The organism is Acetoanaerobium pronyense (genome assembly GCF_017874355.1).
GTDB lineage: Bacteria > Bacillota > Clostridia > Peptostreptococcales > Filifactoraceae > Acetoanaerobium > Acetoanaerobium pronyense.
Genome location: NZ_JAGGLI010000002.1, coordinates 77494 through 94033, shown reverse-complemented (window position 1 = coordinate 94033; position 16540 = coordinate 77494). Strand labels below are relative to the sequence as shown.

13 protein-coding genes and 1 other annotated feature are annotated in these 16540 nt (G+C 34.0%); of the genes, 11 read left to right on the top strand and 2 right to left on the bottom strand.

Annotated elements, in window-relative coordinates:
• Position 1: 1 nt before the first annotated feature.
• The 10 genes from pstA (at position 2) to J2Z35_RS01600 (ending at position 15157) form a co-directional block, all read left to right on the top strand.
• Entirely contained in the window at positions 2 to 847 is an 846-nt protein-coding gene (gene pstA / locus J2Z35_RS01645; protein WP_209658700.1) for a phosphate ABC transporter permease PstA, read from the top strand.
• Between the two features lie 74 nt (positions 848 to 921).
• A complete protein-coding gene (gene pstB / locus J2Z35_RS01640) occupies positions 922 to 1674 on the top strand; it encodes a phosphate ABC transporter ATP-binding protein PstB (RefSeq protein ID WP_209658698.1) in 753 nt (250 codons plus the stop codon).
• Between the two features lie 9 nt (positions 1675 to 1683).
• Positions 1684 to 2337, top strand: coding sequence for a phosphate signaling complex protein PhoU (phoU, locus tag J2Z35_RS01635; protein ID WP_209658696.1), 654 nt, complete (start codon positions 1684 to 1686; stop codon positions 2335 to 2337).
• 99 nt (positions 2338 to 2436) lie between these two features.
• Positions 2437 to 2648 (top strand) — a binding site (T-box leader).
• Between the two features lie 44 nt (positions 2649 to 2692).
• Entirely contained in the window at positions 2693 to 5347 is a 2655-nt protein-coding gene (locus J2Z35_RS01630; RefSeq protein WP_209658694.1) for a valine--tRNA ligase, read from the top strand.
• Positions 5348 to 5477: 130 nt separating this feature from the next.
• Positions 5478 to 6776, top strand: coding sequence for a bifunctional folylpolyglutamate synthase/dihydrofolate synthase (locus J2Z35_RS01625; RefSeq protein ID WP_209658692.1), 1299 nt, complete (start codon positions 5478 to 5480; stop codon positions 6774 to 6776).
• Positions 6777 to 7037: 261 nt separating this feature from the next.
• On the top strand, positions 7038 to 8237 hold the full coding sequence (locus J2Z35_RS01620) for an ATP-binding protein (RefSeq protein ID WP_209658690.1): 1200 nt from the start codon (positions 7038 to 7040) through the stop codon (positions 8235 to 8237).
• 29 nt (positions 8238 to 8266) lie between these two features.
• Positions 8267 to 9814 (top strand): type I restriction-modification system subunit M, encoded by a 1548-nt coding sequence (locus tag J2Z35_RS01615; protein WP_209658689.1) that lies wholly within the window; start codon positions 8267 to 8269, stop codon positions 9812 to 9814.
• A gap of 3 nt (positions 9815 to 9817) precedes the next feature.
• Entirely contained in the window at positions 9818 to 10843 is a 1026-nt protein-coding gene (locus J2Z35_RS01610; protein ID WP_209658687.1) for a virulence RhuM family protein, read from the top strand.
• The gene (locus tag J2Z35_RS01605) at positions 10836 to 12056 is read left to right on the top strand and encodes a restriction endonuclease subunit S (RefSeq protein ID WP_209658685.1); all 1221 of its coding nucleotides are present in this window, start codon (positions 10836 to 10838) and stop codon (positions 12054 to 12056) included. Before J2Z35_RS01610 ends, J2Z35_RS01605 begins: the two co-directional genes overlap by 8 nt.
• A 2-nt stretch (positions 12057 to 12058) precedes the next feature.
• Positions 12059 to 15157, top strand: a complete 3099-nt coding sequence (locus J2Z35_RS01600) for a type I restriction endonuclease subunit R (RefSeq protein ID WP_209658683.1) — start codon at positions 12059 to 12061, stop codon at positions 15155 to 15157.
• Positions 15158 to 15311: 154 nt separating this feature from the next.
• On the opposite strand, the gene J2Z35_RS01595 is transcribed toward J2Z35_RS01600, so the two are convergent.
• Both J2Z35_RS01595 and J2Z35_RS01590 read right to left on the bottom strand, forming a co-directional pair.
• A complete protein-coding gene (locus J2Z35_RS01595) occupies positions 15312 to 15572 on the bottom strand; it encodes a TIGR03905 family TSCPD domain-containing protein (RefSeq protein WP_209658681.1) in 261 nt (86 codons plus the stop codon).
• Between the two features lie 70 nt (positions 15573 to 15642).
• On the bottom strand, positions 15643 to 16176 hold the full coding sequence (locus J2Z35_RS01590) for a DUF4364 family protein (protein ID WP_209658679.1): 534 nt from the start codon (positions 16174 to 16176) through the stop codon (positions 15643 to 15645).
• Between the two features lie 202 nt (positions 16177 to 16378).
• Between J2Z35_RS01590 and J2Z35_RS01585 the strand changes: the two genes are divergently transcribed.
• Complete coding sequence (locus J2Z35_RS01585; protein WP_209658838.1) at positions 16379 to 16540, top strand: hypothetical protein; 162 nt, start codon at positions 16379 to 16381, stop codon at positions 16538 to 16540.

Below are 16540 nucleotides of genomic sequence, written 5' to 3'. Positions count from 1 at the left end.
TATGAATAAGCAAAGACAAGAAAAGATGGCTTTTGCAGTACTAACTGTTTTGATGCTTATCGTAGTAGTTCCTACTCTTCTTATAATAGGGTTTATATTTGTAAAAGGTATAGGCGCAATAAACTGGGGATTTCTTACTGAAATGCCTAGAAAAGGAATGACTGAGGGAGGAATATTTCCTGCCATAGTAGGAACATTATATCTAGTTATTGGAACAATAGCATTTGCCCTTCCCCTTGGGATAGGGTCTGCAATATATCTTACAGAATACGCTAAGCACGGAAGATTATATAGATTTATAAGATTATCAATACTAAATCTTGCTGGAGTTCCATCTGTAGTATACGGACTTTTCGGTCTAGGGCTATTTGTATTATTTCTAGGTTTTGGTTCTTCTATACTTGCAGGAGCCCTTACACTTGGTTGTCTTATACTTCCAATCACTATAACCTCATCAGAAGAGGCTTTAAAAAGTGTTCCAAGAAGCTATAGGGAAGCATCCCTTGCCCTTGGAGCCACAAAATGGCAGACAATTTATAAAGTAGTGCTTCCACATGCTATGCCTGGGATTTTAACTGGTGCAATACTTGGCATAGGAAGGGCGGCAGGAGAGACTGCGCCTATATTACTTACAGTGGCGGCATTCTTTCTTCCAAGATTACCTAAATCCTTATTTGACCAAGCTATGGCACTTCCATATCACCTTTATATAATATCAACTCAGGTACCAAACATGCCTGAAGAGGTGAAGTATGGTACAGCGCTAGTACTTCTTGGTATAGTATCAATATTCTTTGCCATTGCCAATATTGTAAGATTTAAATTTAGAAAATTATCTAACCTTTAGATTTTAAAAATATATTATAACCAGAAAGCTAAAAACTAGCATAATGTTTTTAATAACATTTAAGGAGTGAAATAATGTCAAAGATATCTGTAAAGGATTTGAATCTTTATTATGGAGATTTTCAGGCCCTTAAAAATATAAATTTGAATATAGAAGAAAAAAAAGTAACAGCCTTAATTGGACCATCAGGATGTGGAAAATCAACATTTTTAAGAACTTTAAATAGGATGAATGACCTTATAGATGGAGTAAAGACAGAGGGATATCTTCATCTTGAAGATCAAGATATATACAGAAGTGATGTTGATGTGGTTGCCCTAAGAAGAAGAGTGGGTATGGTTTTTCAAAAGCCCAATCCCTTTCCTAAGTCAATATATGAAAATGTGGTTTATGGGCCTAGAAGATATGGAATAAAAGAAAAGAAGCAGCTAGATGAAATAGTGGAGAGAAGCTTAAAGGAAGCGGCTCTTTGGGATGAAGCAAAAGACAGGCTTCATAAATCCGCCCTTGGACTTTCAGGAGGACAACAGCAAAGACTTTGCATAGCAAGAGCTCTTGCTATGAGGCCGGAAGTAATACTTATGGATGAGCCTACATCAGCACTTGACCCTATTGCAACATCAAAAATAGAGGATCTAATTGAAACCCTTAAAGAAAATTACACAATAGTTATAGTAACCCACTCAATGCAGCAAGCGGCTAGAATATCTGATAAGACGGCATTTTTCCTAATGGGGGAAATGATAGAATTTGACGATACAAGTAAAATATTTACAGCCCCAAGGGACCAAAGAACTGAAGATTATGTAACCGGAAGATTCGGCTAGGAGGAAGTTATGATTAGGGAAAATTTTGATAATGATATAAAATCTCTTTCAAGTGATGTACTTAGAATGATGGATATGACATCAAATATACTTGTTGAAGCAATAAGGTGTTTACAGGAACAAGATCTTGATGGAGCAAGAAATGTATTTAGGCTTGATGATGAAATAGATAGTCTTATGGATTATGTAGAAGAGAAATGTATAGAGCTTATAGCCCTTCAGCAACCTGCAGCAAAAGATCTTAGGATACTTTTTTCCCTTATAAAGATGGTTACAGATCTTGAGCGAATGGGAGATTATTGCGTAAATATCGCTAGAGAGGTTATAGCTATTGGGAAAGAGCCTCTTATGAAAGAACTTAGAGATATACCAAAGATGAGAGATATAATACTTGTAATGATAGAAAATACTAAAAAAAGCTTTGAGGAAGAGAATCCTTATCTTGCAATGAAGGTTGGAGAAGAAGATGAAATAATTGATGAAATATATAAAGATATATACAATGAAGTACTTCTGAAGATACATGAAAACAGGGATAACATAACCCAGGGAGCAAAGCTTCTTTTTATTGGAAGATACCTTGAAAGAATAGCAGATCACCTTACAAATGTATGTGAGAAAATAGTTTACATCAGCAAAGGTGAAAGAGTAGAAATAAATTAAATTTACGCCCTTCCATAGGATAGACCTCGTGCTATCCTTTTTTTTCAAATACAATTGACTAAAAAGTCAATTATTTATATAATATATTTCAAAGTAATAATAACGACTGAGAAAAAGAGGTCCTTTATGAAAGGCAATAGAGAGCAGGATTCATCGGCTGGAAGATCCTGTGGCTGGATATACTGGATGTAGCTTTGGAGTCATCTCTCTGAATAGAGTAGGAGAGACGTAGTATCTGCGTTAAAGATATCGAGAGCTGCAATTTTTGCAGAATTAAGGTGGTACCGCGAACAAGTCCCTTCGTCCTTATACAGGATGAGGGGCTTTTTATATGTTTTTTTACAAGGAGGAAAATATGTCAAATATTCCAAAGAATTATGATCCAAAAGAGTTTGAAGACAGAATATACAAGATGTGGGAAGATAGTGGCTACTTTAAGGCTAAAATAGACCCATCAAGGGAGCCTTACTCTATAGTGCTTCCACCACCAAATATTACAGGGCAGCTTCATATGGGCCATGCTCTTGATCATACTCTTCAGGATATTCTTATAAGATGGAAGAGGATGCAGGGCTACAACACTTTATGGCAGCCAGGAACAGACCACGCCAGCATAGCTACAGAGGTAAAGGTTGTAGAGAGGGTAAAAGAGAAGGAAGGTCTTACAAAGGAAGAACTAGGCAGAGAAGAGTTTTTAAAGCGTGCATGGGCTTGGAAAGAAGAATTTGGAGGCAGGATAGTAGAGCAGATGAAAAAGCTCGGAGATTCCTGCGACTGGGAAAGAGAAAGATTCACAATGGATGAAGGATGTAACGAGGCTGTTACAGAGTTTTTTATAAAGCTTTATGAGCAGGGACATATATATAGAGGAAATAGAATCATCAACTGGTGCGTAGACTGTAAAACCTCTTTATCAGATGCCGAGGTTGAGCATGATGAGGTTGCTGGTAATTTTTACCATGTAATATATAAGGTAAAGGACTCTGATGAGACCATAGAGATAGCAACTACAAGACCTGAGACTATCCTTGGAGATACTGCAGTTGCTGTAAACAAAGAAGATGAAAGATACAAGCATCTTATAGGAAAGATTCTTATACTTCCTATATTAAACAGAGAAATCCCTGTGATAGAGGATGACTATGTAGATATGGAGTTTGGTACAGGAGCTGTAAAGATAACACCTGCTCATGACCCTAATGACTTTGAAGTAGGTCAAAGACATAACCTTCCTCAGCTTATCGTGATGAATGAAGATGGTACTATGAACGAAAAAGCTGGTAAATATGAAGGTATGACAAGATTTGAGTGCAGAAAGGCAATAGTAAAAGACCTTGATGATATGGGGCAGCTTGTAAAGGTAAAAGAGCATACTCACAATGTTGGTCACTGCTATAGATGTAACAACGTTGTTGAGCCACTTGTTTCAAAGCAGTGGTTTGTAAAAATGAAAGACCTTGCAAAACCAGCCATAGATGCCCTTGAAAATAAAGATTTAGAGCTAGTACCAGATAGATTTGATAAGACCTATATGAACTGGCTTGAAAACATCAGAGACTGGTGTATATCAAGGCAACTTTGGTGGGGGCATAGAATACCTGCTTATTACTGTCAAGACTGTGATGAGATAATGGTATCAAGGGAAAAACCAAATCAGTGTATTAAGTGTAAGAGCTTTGATTTAAGACAAGATGAAGATGTACTTGATACATGGTTTTCTTCAGCTCTATGGCCGTTTTCTACCCTTGGATGGCCTAAGATGACAAGAGAGATAAACCACTTCTACCCTACAAGTACTCTTGTTACAGGATATGACATAATATTCTTCTGGGTAATAAGAATGGTGTTTTCATCACTATTTATAATGGATGAGGTACCGTTTAAGCATGTATTCATCCATGGACTTGTAAGGGATTCAGAAGGACGAAAGATGAGTAAATCCCTTGGAAACGGGATAGACCCACTTGAAATCATAGATACTTACGGAGCAGATGCTCTTAGGTTTACACTTGCAACAGGAAACTCTCCAGGAAATGATATGAGATTCCATATGGAGAAGGTTGAATCATCAAGAAACTTTGCAAACAAGATATGGAATGCATCAAGATTCATATTTATGCATCTTGAAAACATGGAAAATAAATCATTTGTTAGAGAAGATGTAGAGCCTTATCTAGAGCTTTCAGACAAGTGGATAATATCTAGAGTAAATACCCTATCAAATGAAATGACTGACAATATGGAGAAATTTGAGCTTGGAATAGCTGTTGGAAAGGTTTATGACTTTGCATGGTCTGAGTTTTGTGACTGGTATATAGAGCTTGTAAAGGCAAGATTGTTTTCTGATGATGAAAATACCAAAAAAGCAGCAATGTATACCCTACTTTATGTACTGAAAAAAATACTCAAGCTTCTTCATCCATTTATGCCATTTATCACAGAAGAAATCTGGTCATATATTGGAGAAGATAAGGCTATAATAGTATCTGACTGGCCAGTTTATAAAGATGAAGATAATTTCAAATCGGAAGAAGATGATATGCAAATCATTGTAAATGCCATAAGAAATATTAGAAATGTTAGGGCTGAGATGAATGTACCTCCTTCTAAGAAGGCTAAGCTTATTGTACTTTCAGAAGGAACGTCAAAAACAGCCCTTGAAAAAGGACATGATTATTTTATCAATCTAGCATCAGCATCAAGTGTTTCTTATATAGGTGATGAAAAAGAAATACCTGAAGATGCTATGAGCGCAGTTATAGAAGGGGCAAAGCTATTTATGCCTATGGATGAGCTTGTAGACTTTGCTAAAGAGCTTGAGAGACTCGAAAAAGAAAAGGCTAAGCTTGAAGGGGAAATCAAAAGAGTTGCTGGAAAGCTTTCAAATGAAGGCTTTATCAAAAAAGCTCCTCAAAGCCTGATTGATGAAGAAAAAGGGAAACAAAGCAAATTTGAAGATATGTATCGCGCTGTGATTGAGCGTTTAGATTTTGTAAAAAGCAAGCTATAAAAAGTTTATAGATGTAATAGGGACCTAAATTCAAGGTTCCTATTTTTTTCAAAAAAAATAACTTGGAAATATTAAATTTCCAATATATAATGATGATAAATCAAATAATTTAGAGGGGGAAGTCCTAATAATGAACTATCAAGAGGCTTTGCAATACATCACTTCCACATACAAGTTAGGTATGAAAAAAGGAACAGAAAATATACTATATCTATTAAACAAACTTGGCAATCCTCAAAATAATATAAAGGTGATACACGTTGCAGGGACCAATGGAAAAGGTTCTACCTGTTCGTTTTTATCTACTACTCTTATAGAAGCAGGTTATAAGGTAGGTCTTTATACATCTCCATTTCTTGAAGTTTTTAATGAAAGAATGAGAATAAATGGAAAAAATATTCCAAACGACAAACTGGCAGAGCTAACTACTATAGTTAAAGAAAAAGTAGATGAGATGGTAAAAGAAGGGATGCCTCACCCTACAGAGTTTGAAGTTACAACAGCTATAGGCTTTTTATATTTTGATATGGAAAAGGTGGATTACCTTGTCCTAGAGGTAGGTCTTGGTGGAAGGCATGATGCCACAAACGTCATAGATGAGCCTGTAATGACAGTAATCACATCGATAAGCATAGACCATGTAGACCAGCTTGGAGACAAGCTATCTGGTATAGCATACGAAAAGGCTGGAATCATTAAATCAAGTTCTCCTCTTGTCCTTTATCCTCAAAAAGATGAAGCTAGAGAAGTAGTTCTTAAAGTTGCAGAAGAAAAAGATGTTGAAGTATATGAAATAAATACAAGAGATGTAAAAGTAAAGGGAGCATCTCTTTATGGACAAGAAATGGATATGAATGTTCTTGGACAGGAGTTTAAAGATCTGACTATTGGGCTTATTGGAGATCATCAAAGTAAAAATGCCCTTACAGCAGCTACTACATTAAAGCTTCTTTCTGACAAAAACCTTGCTGACATAAGTGATGAGCACATCATAAATGGTCTTAAAAAGACAAAATGGGGAGGAAGACTTGAGCTTTTAAAGAAAAACCCTATAACAATAATAGATGGAGCTCATAATGAAGAGGGGGCAGCTGTACTTGCGGATTCAATTTCTAAATACCTTCATGATTATAAGGTTACACTAGTATTTGGAATGCTAAAAGACAAGGACGTAGATAAGGTTCTTTCAATCCTACTTCCTGTGGTTGATGAGGTGATTGCTACCACCCCAAACAGCGATAGAGCTCTTACAGCAGAGCTTCTTTGTGAAAAAATCAAAGCTCATAACAAAAGTGCAGTAGCTACAAACAATATAAACGAAGCTATAGAGATTGCAAGTAAAATAAAGGGAGAAAAAGAAGCGATAGTATATGCAGGCTCACTTTATCTTATTGGAGAAGTAAGGTCAATAATAAAAGAAGAGGAATAAAAGCATCCAAAAAAAACATCCAAATAAAACATCCAAATAAAACATCCAAATAAAAAACCTAGATTTTTAAACATATGTAAATTTAAATGTTTAAAAGACTCTAGGTTTTTTTATATCTAAAAAGCTGAATTATTCATATAACAAATACAATAATTGTTAAAAGATTTCGATACAACGAAAATTAATCATGAAAATCTCTTGACTTTTCGTTATAAATGTATAAAACTATAAATATGAAGTAACTTAAAGGGTGTGATAGAAATGATTTTAAGAGAAAAATATATGTCGAAAATTCGTCCATTTATTAATCAACCTATAATCAAGGTATTAACAGGTATTCGTCGCTCAGGAAAGTCAGTTATGCTTGAACTTATCCAGAATGAATTAATAAATCACGGGATGGATAAAAAATATTTCATGTCAATAAATCTAGAGAGCAAAAAGAATCAATTTGAAAATACAGTTGATGGAATTTATGAGCATGTAAAAAGATTTGTAGAAAAATCCAACCAAAAAGTATATCTTTTTTTTGATGAGATACAAGAAATTGAAGATTGGGAAACATTAATTAATGCGGTAATGATAGATTTTGATACAGACATCTATATCACAGGCTCGAATGCAAAATTATTATCTGGGGAGCTTGCAACATACCTAGCTGGACGTTATGTAGAAATAAAAATTTATCCTTTTTCATATATAGAGATATTGGATTTATTTCCAACAAAAAATAAACAAGAGATATTTCAAATATACCTAGTTAGAGGGGGAATGCCATTTCTTTATCAGTTTCCTATTGATGATAGAAGTGCTATGCAGTATTTGAATGATATTTATGACTCTATCATATTAAAAGACATCGCTACACGCAATAAAGTAAGAGATATAGAGCTACTAAAAAGAATGATTCAATTCTTTATAGCCAACATAGGGAATACATTTTCGGCATCTAATATTTCAAAATATCTAAAAAGCGAGCTTCGTAGCGTTTCAACAGAAACTATATATAATTATATAGAATACTGTAAAACTGCTTGTTTTTTACATTTGGTGCAAAGAGAAGATTTGTTAGGAAAAAAAATACTGCAATTTCAGGAAAAAATATATATAGCAGACCATGGTATCAGAGAAGCAGTCTATGGCAACAATATGAGAGATATTAATCAAACACTAGAAAATATTGTATATATGGAATTGTTGAGTAGAGGATATGATGTCAGAATAGGAAAAAATCTTAATAATGAAGTAGATTTTGTAGCAGAAGAAGGAAATTCAAGAATTTATGTACAGGTGTCATATCTGCTTGCATCAGATGAAACTATGGAGAGAGAGTTTTCTGTACTTGAATCTATTCCAGACAACTATCCTAAATATGTTATTACTATGGACGAAATTGATAGAGGGAGAAATGGAATAAAGCATATGAATATCAGAGATTTTCTATTGATGGAGCAATTCTAAAATTAAGTAAACTAACTGGAGGAATAAACATGACAAGTGCAGCACAAAGAGCAGAATTACAATCTCAAATATGGAAGATAGCAAATGATGTAAGAGGCTCAGTAGACGGATGGGATTTCAAGCAATATGTTCTTGGAACATTATTTTATAGATTTATAAGTGAAAACTTCTCTGCCTATATAGAAGCAGGGGACGAGACTATAAAATACGCAGAGCTTCCAGATGATATCATAACTCATGAAATAAAAGATGATGCAATCAAGACAAAAGGTTATTTTATATACCCAAGCCAACTATTTGAAAATATTGCAAAAACTGCCAACACAAATGAAAGCCTAAACACAGACCTAGCATCTATATTTTCAGCTATTGAAAGCTCGGCTAATGGATATCCTTCTGAAATGGATATCAAAGGATTGTTTGCAGATTTTGACACTACTAGCAATAGACTAGGAAATACAGTAAAAGATAAAAACACTCGCCTAGCAGCAGTAATCAAAGGAGTCGCAGGGCTAAACTTTGGGGAATTTCAAGAAAGTCAAATAGACCTATTTGGTGATGCTTACGAATTTCTAATATCCAACTATGCTGCAAATGCAGGAAAGTCTGGTGGAGAGTTCTTTACCCCTCAGAGCGTGTCAAACCTTATAGCAAAATTAGCAATTCATGGCCAATCATCAATCAACAAAATATATGATCCAGCGGCTGGTTCTGGGTCACTCTTGTTACAAGCAAAGAAGCAATTTGATGAGCATATAATAGAAGATGGATTTTACGGTCAAGAAATAAATCATACTACATATAACCTTGCTCGAATGAATATGTTCTTACATAACATAAACTACGATAAATTTCATATAGCACTTGGAAACACTCTATTAGACCCTCATTATGCAGAGGATAAGCCTTTTGATGCAATAGTGTCTAATCCACCTTATTCAGTAAACTGGATAGGTAGTGATGACCCTACCCTTATAAATGATGATAGATTTGCACCTGCAGGAGTACTAGCTCCAAAATCAAAAGCAGACTTTGCCTTTGTACTTCACTCACTGAGCTACCTATCAAGTAAAGGTAGAGCCGCTATAGTATGCTTTCCTGGAATCTTCTATCGTGGTGGAGCAGAGCAAAAAATAAGAAAATACCTAATAGACAAAAACTTTGTAGAGACAGTAATATCACTAGCTCCAAATCTTTTCTTTGGAACCTCTATAGCTGTCAATATCCTAGTCCTATCAAAACATAAAACAGATAACAAAACCCAATTTATAGATGCAAGTGGAGCAGATTTCTACAAAAAAGAAACCAATAACAACGTCCTAACAGAAAAACATATAGAAGAAATAATGAAGATATTTGACACTAAAGAAGATATCCCTCATGTTGCAAAATGCGTAGATTATGAAGCTATAGTAGATAATGACTACAACCTATCAGTAAGCTCATATGTAGAAGCAAAAGACACAAGAGAAATAATAGATATAAATGAGCTAAATCAAGAAATAAAAACTACTGTAGCAAAAATAGACAAGCTAAGAACTGAGATTGATGAAATTATTGCAGAAATTGAGGTGTAAATTATGAATAACGAATTGCAATTTTTGATATACAATACACCCGAAGAAGATGTGTCTGTTAATGCTGTAGTAAAAGATGAAACCATTTGGCTCACACAAAAAGCTATGTCAGAGCTATTTGAAGTTGGTGTCCCTGCGATTTCAAAGCATTTGAAAAATATCTTTGAAGAACGCGAATTAGAAGAAAAAGTGGTTATTTCCATTTTGGAAATAACCACTGAACATGGTGCTATGGAGGGGAAAACTCAAACAAAGGCAACGAAGTTCTATAACCTTGATGCAATTATATCCGTTGGATATCGTGTTAACTCACGAAAAGCTACCAACTTCAGAATATGGGCAACAGGGATTTTAAAAGAATACATGACAAAAGGCTTTGCAATGGACGATGATCGCTTAAAACAAGGCAAAACAGCCTTTGGTAAAGATTATTTTAAAGAACTGTTGGAACGTGTTCGCTCTATTCGTTCAAGTGAGCGAAGAATTTGGTTGCAAATTACAGATATTTTTGCAGAGTGTAGCATTGATTACGACAAAAATGCCGAATTAACAAAGGAATTTTATGCAATGGTGCAAAATAAATTTCACTATGCCATTACAGGCAAAACAGCAGCAGAAATTATTGAGAGTCAAGCAGATAAAACCAAAAAAAACATGGGACTCACAACTTGGAAAAACTCACCTGATGGCAGAATTTTAAAAAGTGATGTTACAGTTGCTAAAAATTATCTTAATGAAAAACAGATAAGACAGCTTGAACGTGCAGTTACAGGCTATTTTGATTACATAGAAGATTTGATAGAGCGTGAAAACACTTTTACGATGAAAGAGTTTGCAACAAGTATAAACGAGTTTTTAGCATTTAGAAAATATGATATTTTAAAGGATAAAGGAAAAATTTCAAAAATACTTGCTGATAAAAAAGCAAAAGCTGAATATGATGAATTTAACAAAAATCAAAAGATAAATTCAGACTTTGAAAAAGAAGTGAAAAGGCTTTTGAAAAAAGGCGGTGGAAATAATGAGTAAACTTGAGGGATTAATAAAAGCACTTTGTCCTAATGGAATTGATGTTGAGTGGAAACCCTTAGGGAAGGTATTAGTGCGAACTAAAGGTACAAAAATAACTGCTGGTCAAATGAAAGAAATACACAAGGATAATGCTCCACTAAAAATATTTGCAGGTGGAAAAACTATAGCATTTGTTAATTTTGAAGATATACCAGAAAAAGATGTTAATCGCGAACCATCTATAATAGTGAAATCACGCGGAGTTATTGAATTTGAATATTATGATAAACCTTTTTCTCATAAGAATGAAATGTGGTCTTATCATTCAAAAAATGAAAATATTAATATTAAATTCGTATACTATTTTTTAAAGATAAATGAAGAATATTTCCAAAATATAGGTAGTAGAATGCAAATGCCACAAATTTCAACACCTGATACTGATAAATTCCTTGTTCCTATCCCCCCTCTAAAAGTACAAGAGGAAATCGTCCGCATTTTAGACACCTTTACAGAGCTTACAGCAGAGCTTACAGCAGAGCTTACAGCAGAGCTTACAGCTCGTAAAAAGCAATATACTTATTACCGTGACAAGCTACTTAGTTTTGAAGAAGTGGAAGTTGAGTGGAAAGAGCTAGGAGAAATTGGTAAATTTGTCTATGGATATGCTGCAAAAGCTCAAGAATCGGGAACAGCTAGATTTATTAGAATTACTGATATAAATATGAATGGCAAACTTATATCTTCAGATTCCAAATTTGTTGATATTTCAGATGAGAACAAAAAATTTATTCTGAAAAAAAATGATTTATTAATGGCGAGAACAGGAGCTACATATGGGAAAACCATGATATTTGAAGAAGATTACCCCGCAATCTTTGCTGGATTTTTGATTAAACTTGATTTTGATAAAAATATAATCAATCCTAAATATTACTGGCATTTTTCCCAGAGTGATTTTTTTTGGAATCAAGCCAATAAATTAGTGTCTGGTGGAGGACAACCTCAATTTAATGCTAATGTACTTAGACAGGTTAAAATTCCAATACCTTATCCGAATAATCAAGATAAATCCATAACAGAACAAGAACGCATAGTATCAATACTAGATAAATTCGATGCCTTAACATCATCAATCACTGAGGGTCTTCCTCGTGAGATAGAGCTACGTCAAAAGCAATACGAGTACTATAGAAATATGCTTCTTAGCTTTCCAAAACAGGAGGTCTAGTCATGGCAGAGTATAAAACTATTGCAGAATCAAAAAAATTCATAGTTTTAGATAAATATACTAAGTGTCCTCAGGTAAATGAAGCCTATCAGAGCGAATACAATCTAGAGAGGGAATTTATTACTGATTTAGAAAGTCAAGGCTATGAATATGTACAGGGAATGAATACAACTGAAAAGATGTTATCTAATGTGCGTATTCAGCTAGAAGAGCTTAATAAAGTTAAGTTTACTGATGCTGAGTGGGTCAGATTTTGTGAGCAGTATTTAGACAAGCCTAGTGATAATCATATTGACAAGACTCGCAAGATTCACGATAATTATATATTTGATTTTGTGTTTGATGATGGGCATATTCAAAACATCTATCTAGTAGATAAAAAGAATATTGCAAGAAATAAAGTGCAGGTTATTTCTCAATTTGAACAAAAAGGTTCTCATGCCAATAGATATGATGTGACTATCTTGGTTAATGGTCTACCTCTTGTACAAGTAGAGCTGAAAAAACGTGGGGTTGCAATACGTGAAGCCTTTAATCAAGTCCATAGATACAGTAAAGAGAGCTTTAACTCAGACAACTCTTTATACAAGTACATCCAGATTTTTGTGATTTCTAATGGTACTGATAGTAGATATTTTGCTAATACTACAAAGCGTGACAAGAACAGCTTTGATTTTACTATGAACTGGGCAAAATCAGATAATACTCTTATCAAGGATTTAAAGGATTTTACTGCTACATTTTTTCAGAAAAATACTCTGCTAAGTGTATTACTCAAATACTCAGTGTTTGATACTAGCGATATTCTTCTTATCATGCGTCCATATCAGATAGCTGCTACTGAGAGAATATTATGGAAGATAGAAAGCTCATATCAAGCCAAGAAGTGGAGAACTACTGAAAGTGGCGGATATATCTGGCATACTACAGGATCTGGTAAGACTCTTACTAGTTTTAAAGCTGCTAGACTAGCTACTGAGCTTAGCTTTATTGACAAGGTATTTTTTGTGGTAGATAGAAAGGACTTAGACTATCAGACTATGAAGGAATACCAGCGTTTTTCTCCTGATAGTGTCAATGGCTCAGAAAACACAATAGGACTAAAGCGAAATATAGGGAAGGATGATAACAAGATTATTGTTACTACTATTCAAAAGCTAAATAATCTAATGAAAAGTGAAACAGACCTAGCTATATATGATAAGCAGGTGGTGTTTATTTTTGATGAAGCTCACCGCTCACAATTTGGTGAAGCTCAAAAAAATATAAATAAGAAGTTTAAAAAGTTCTATCAATTTGGCTTTACAGGCACTCCTATATTCCCTGAAAATGCTCTAGGCTCTGAAACCACAGCCACAGTATTTGGCAGGGAGCTACATTCTTATGTAATCACTGATGCCATAAGGGATGAAAAGGTACTTAAATTCAAAGTAGACTACAATGATGTACGCCCAAAGTTCAAAGATATAGAATCTGAGCAAGATGAAAAGAAACTTACTGCTGCAGAAAATAAAGAAGCTCTTCTTCATCCTGTAAGGATTAAAGAAATATCCCAGTACATCCTCAATAACTTTAAAACAAAAACCCATAGGTTAATTCCTAATGCAAAAGGATTTAATGCTATGTTTGCAGTTAGCAGCGTAGATGCAGCCAAGCTATATTATGAAGCTCTAAATAATCTTCAAAAGGATAGTGAAAAACCTCTGAAAATAGCTACTATATTTTCATTTGCAGCAAATGAGGAGCAAAGTGCTATAGGGGAGATATTAGATGAAACCTTTGAACCCTCAGCTATGGACTCTAGTGCAAAAGAGTTCCTGAGTTTAGCCATTAAAGATTACAATGCTATGTTCAAGACCAATTATACTGTGGAAAGTAGTGAGTTTCAAAATTACTATAGAGATCTAGCTAAAAGAGTAAAGGAAAAAGAAATTGATTTACTCATTGTTGTAGGGATGTTTTTGACAGGATTTGATGCCTCTACTTTAAACACTTTATTTGTGGACAAAAATCTTAGGTATCATGGACTTATCCAAGCATATTCCAGGACAAACCGTATATATGATTCTACTAAAACCTTTGGCAATATCATTACCTTTAGAGACTTAGAACAAGCAACTATAGATGCAATTACATTATTTGGAGACAAAAACACTAAAAATGTTGTTCTAGAAAAAAGTTATACTGAATATATGAATGGTTTTGTTGATATCACAACTGGAGAAGCTAGAAGAGGATATCTTGATGTAGTAAAAGAATTAAAAGAGAGATTCCCAGATATAGACAACATAAGTACGGAAAAGGATAAAAAAGATTTCGCTAAGCTATTTGGTGAATATTTAAGAGTTGAAAACATTCTTCAAAATTATGATGAATTCACTGGACTAAAAGCAGTTCAAGAACTGGATATTACGAACCCAGAAGAAGTAGAAAAATTCAAAGAGGTTTACTACCTAAGTGATGAAGAAATAAAGGCTATGAAAGAAATTGAAGTTCCAAGCGAAAGAACCATCCAAGATTACCGTTCTAGCTACAATGATATTCGAGATTGGATAAGAAGAGAAAAAGCTGGAGAGGAAAAAGAAAAATCTAATATTGATTGGGATGATGTTGTATTTGAAGTGGATTTACTTAAATCCCAAGAAATCAATTTGGATTATATTCTAGAGCTTATATTTGAGCACAACAAGAAATCAAAGGACAAGGAAGCCCTAGTTGAGGATGTGCGTAGACTCATTCGTTCTAGTGTGGGAAACCGTGCAAAAGAAAGCCTAGTAGTTGACTTTATAAATCAGACAGACCTAGACAAAATCAAAGATAAGGCTAGCATCATAGATGAATTCTTTACATTTGCCCAGGCAGAGCAGCAGCGTGAGGCAGAAGAATTGATAGCCTCAGAAAAACTCAATGAAGAAGCTGCAAAGAGATATATATTAAGCTCATTAAAAAAAGAATATGCAAGTCAAAATGGAACTGAGCTAAATGAAATCCTTCCTAAGATGAGTCCTCTTAACCCTCAGTACCTTACAAAAAAGCAGAGCGTATTTCAAAAGATAGCTGCTTTTGTGGAGAAGTTTAAAGGGGTGGGAGGAAAAATCTAGAAAAGAAGAAAGTAAGTGATTGAATTAATATATCTAAAGATAGAATTAATTTAATACTTTTTTCATAATAAAAGAGGCTATTTTCGGATAGCCCCTTATATTGTGGATTAGTTTTAAAACTATATAAACTAGGTTTCAATCTTGGATTATTTAATTAAGCTGATTCAGTAGATGAATCCATAAAGCTTTTTAAAGCCTTTGAAAACTGGTCTGGACATGATGTCTTTTTGTTTCCACATCTGATGTCGGAAAGTCTGTCTATTGCCTCCTGCACATCCATTCCTTCTACAAGGCTTGAAAGTCCAATGAGATTTCCTGGACATCCTCCAACAAAATCAACTGATGTAATTTTACCATCTTCAACTTCGAATTTTATCTCTCTAGCGCAAACTCCGCTGGTCTTATATGTAAGCATTCTTTTCCTCCTGAATATACTTTTGATTTATCAATAACATTATGAGATATAAGACTTCATGTGTCAATATCTAGGAATGATTTATCAGACTTTCAATAATAGAGCTATATATATTAGATGCATCTTCCTTCCAGTTGTCACAAATAGTTTTAGCGGTCTTATTTGTAGGAACCTTTAAATCTATGTTTATATAAGGTATCTTTCCATCCAAAATCTGAAGCTTTACATCAAATTCTCCATCCTTGATTTTTTTAAACTCAGCCTTTACTTCTCTATCTCTTAGGATATTTTCTCTGTTTTCAAATACATATACATCAAGAGAATCCTTTGTACCTGATGGGATTCTATTTTCAAAATACTTAAGGGCCGTGATTCCTTTAGGAGATATGCTAAACAAAGAGTGTCCCTCTTCCTCTATAGAGCTGACAAGGTTTGCATCCTTAAGTTCATGAAGATATTGCTGGAGAGAAAAATAATCCAGTATATCATTTTCCATAAATATATTTATAATCTGACTATTGCTAAGGGGAATTTCCATTTTTGACAAAATATACAAAATATATAGTTTGTTAATGGCAAGTTCATTGGAGGATTTTTCAAACATCTAATCACCTCATATATAAATTTTAAATAATATAATTTCATTAATTAAAGTATAGCTTTATTGTGCCACCAAAGAGGAAATATATCAATAGGAATATACTTCATATAAGCAAGTTTATATTCTTGATATTAATAGGATACTCACGTATAATCACAATAAAGGTAAAGAGAGTTTAGTTTTAAAGATTTTAAGGAGAAATAATATGAATCTCAATATGAATTATTTAATAACATTTATTTTTATACTGTTTTTAATTCTAGTAAGCATACAATATACCCTAAATCAGATATTAAAGGTATTAAAAGAAATAAGAAAGACTCAGCTTGCAAAGGAATTTTTTAAAGATGAGGGGAATAGTAGATAG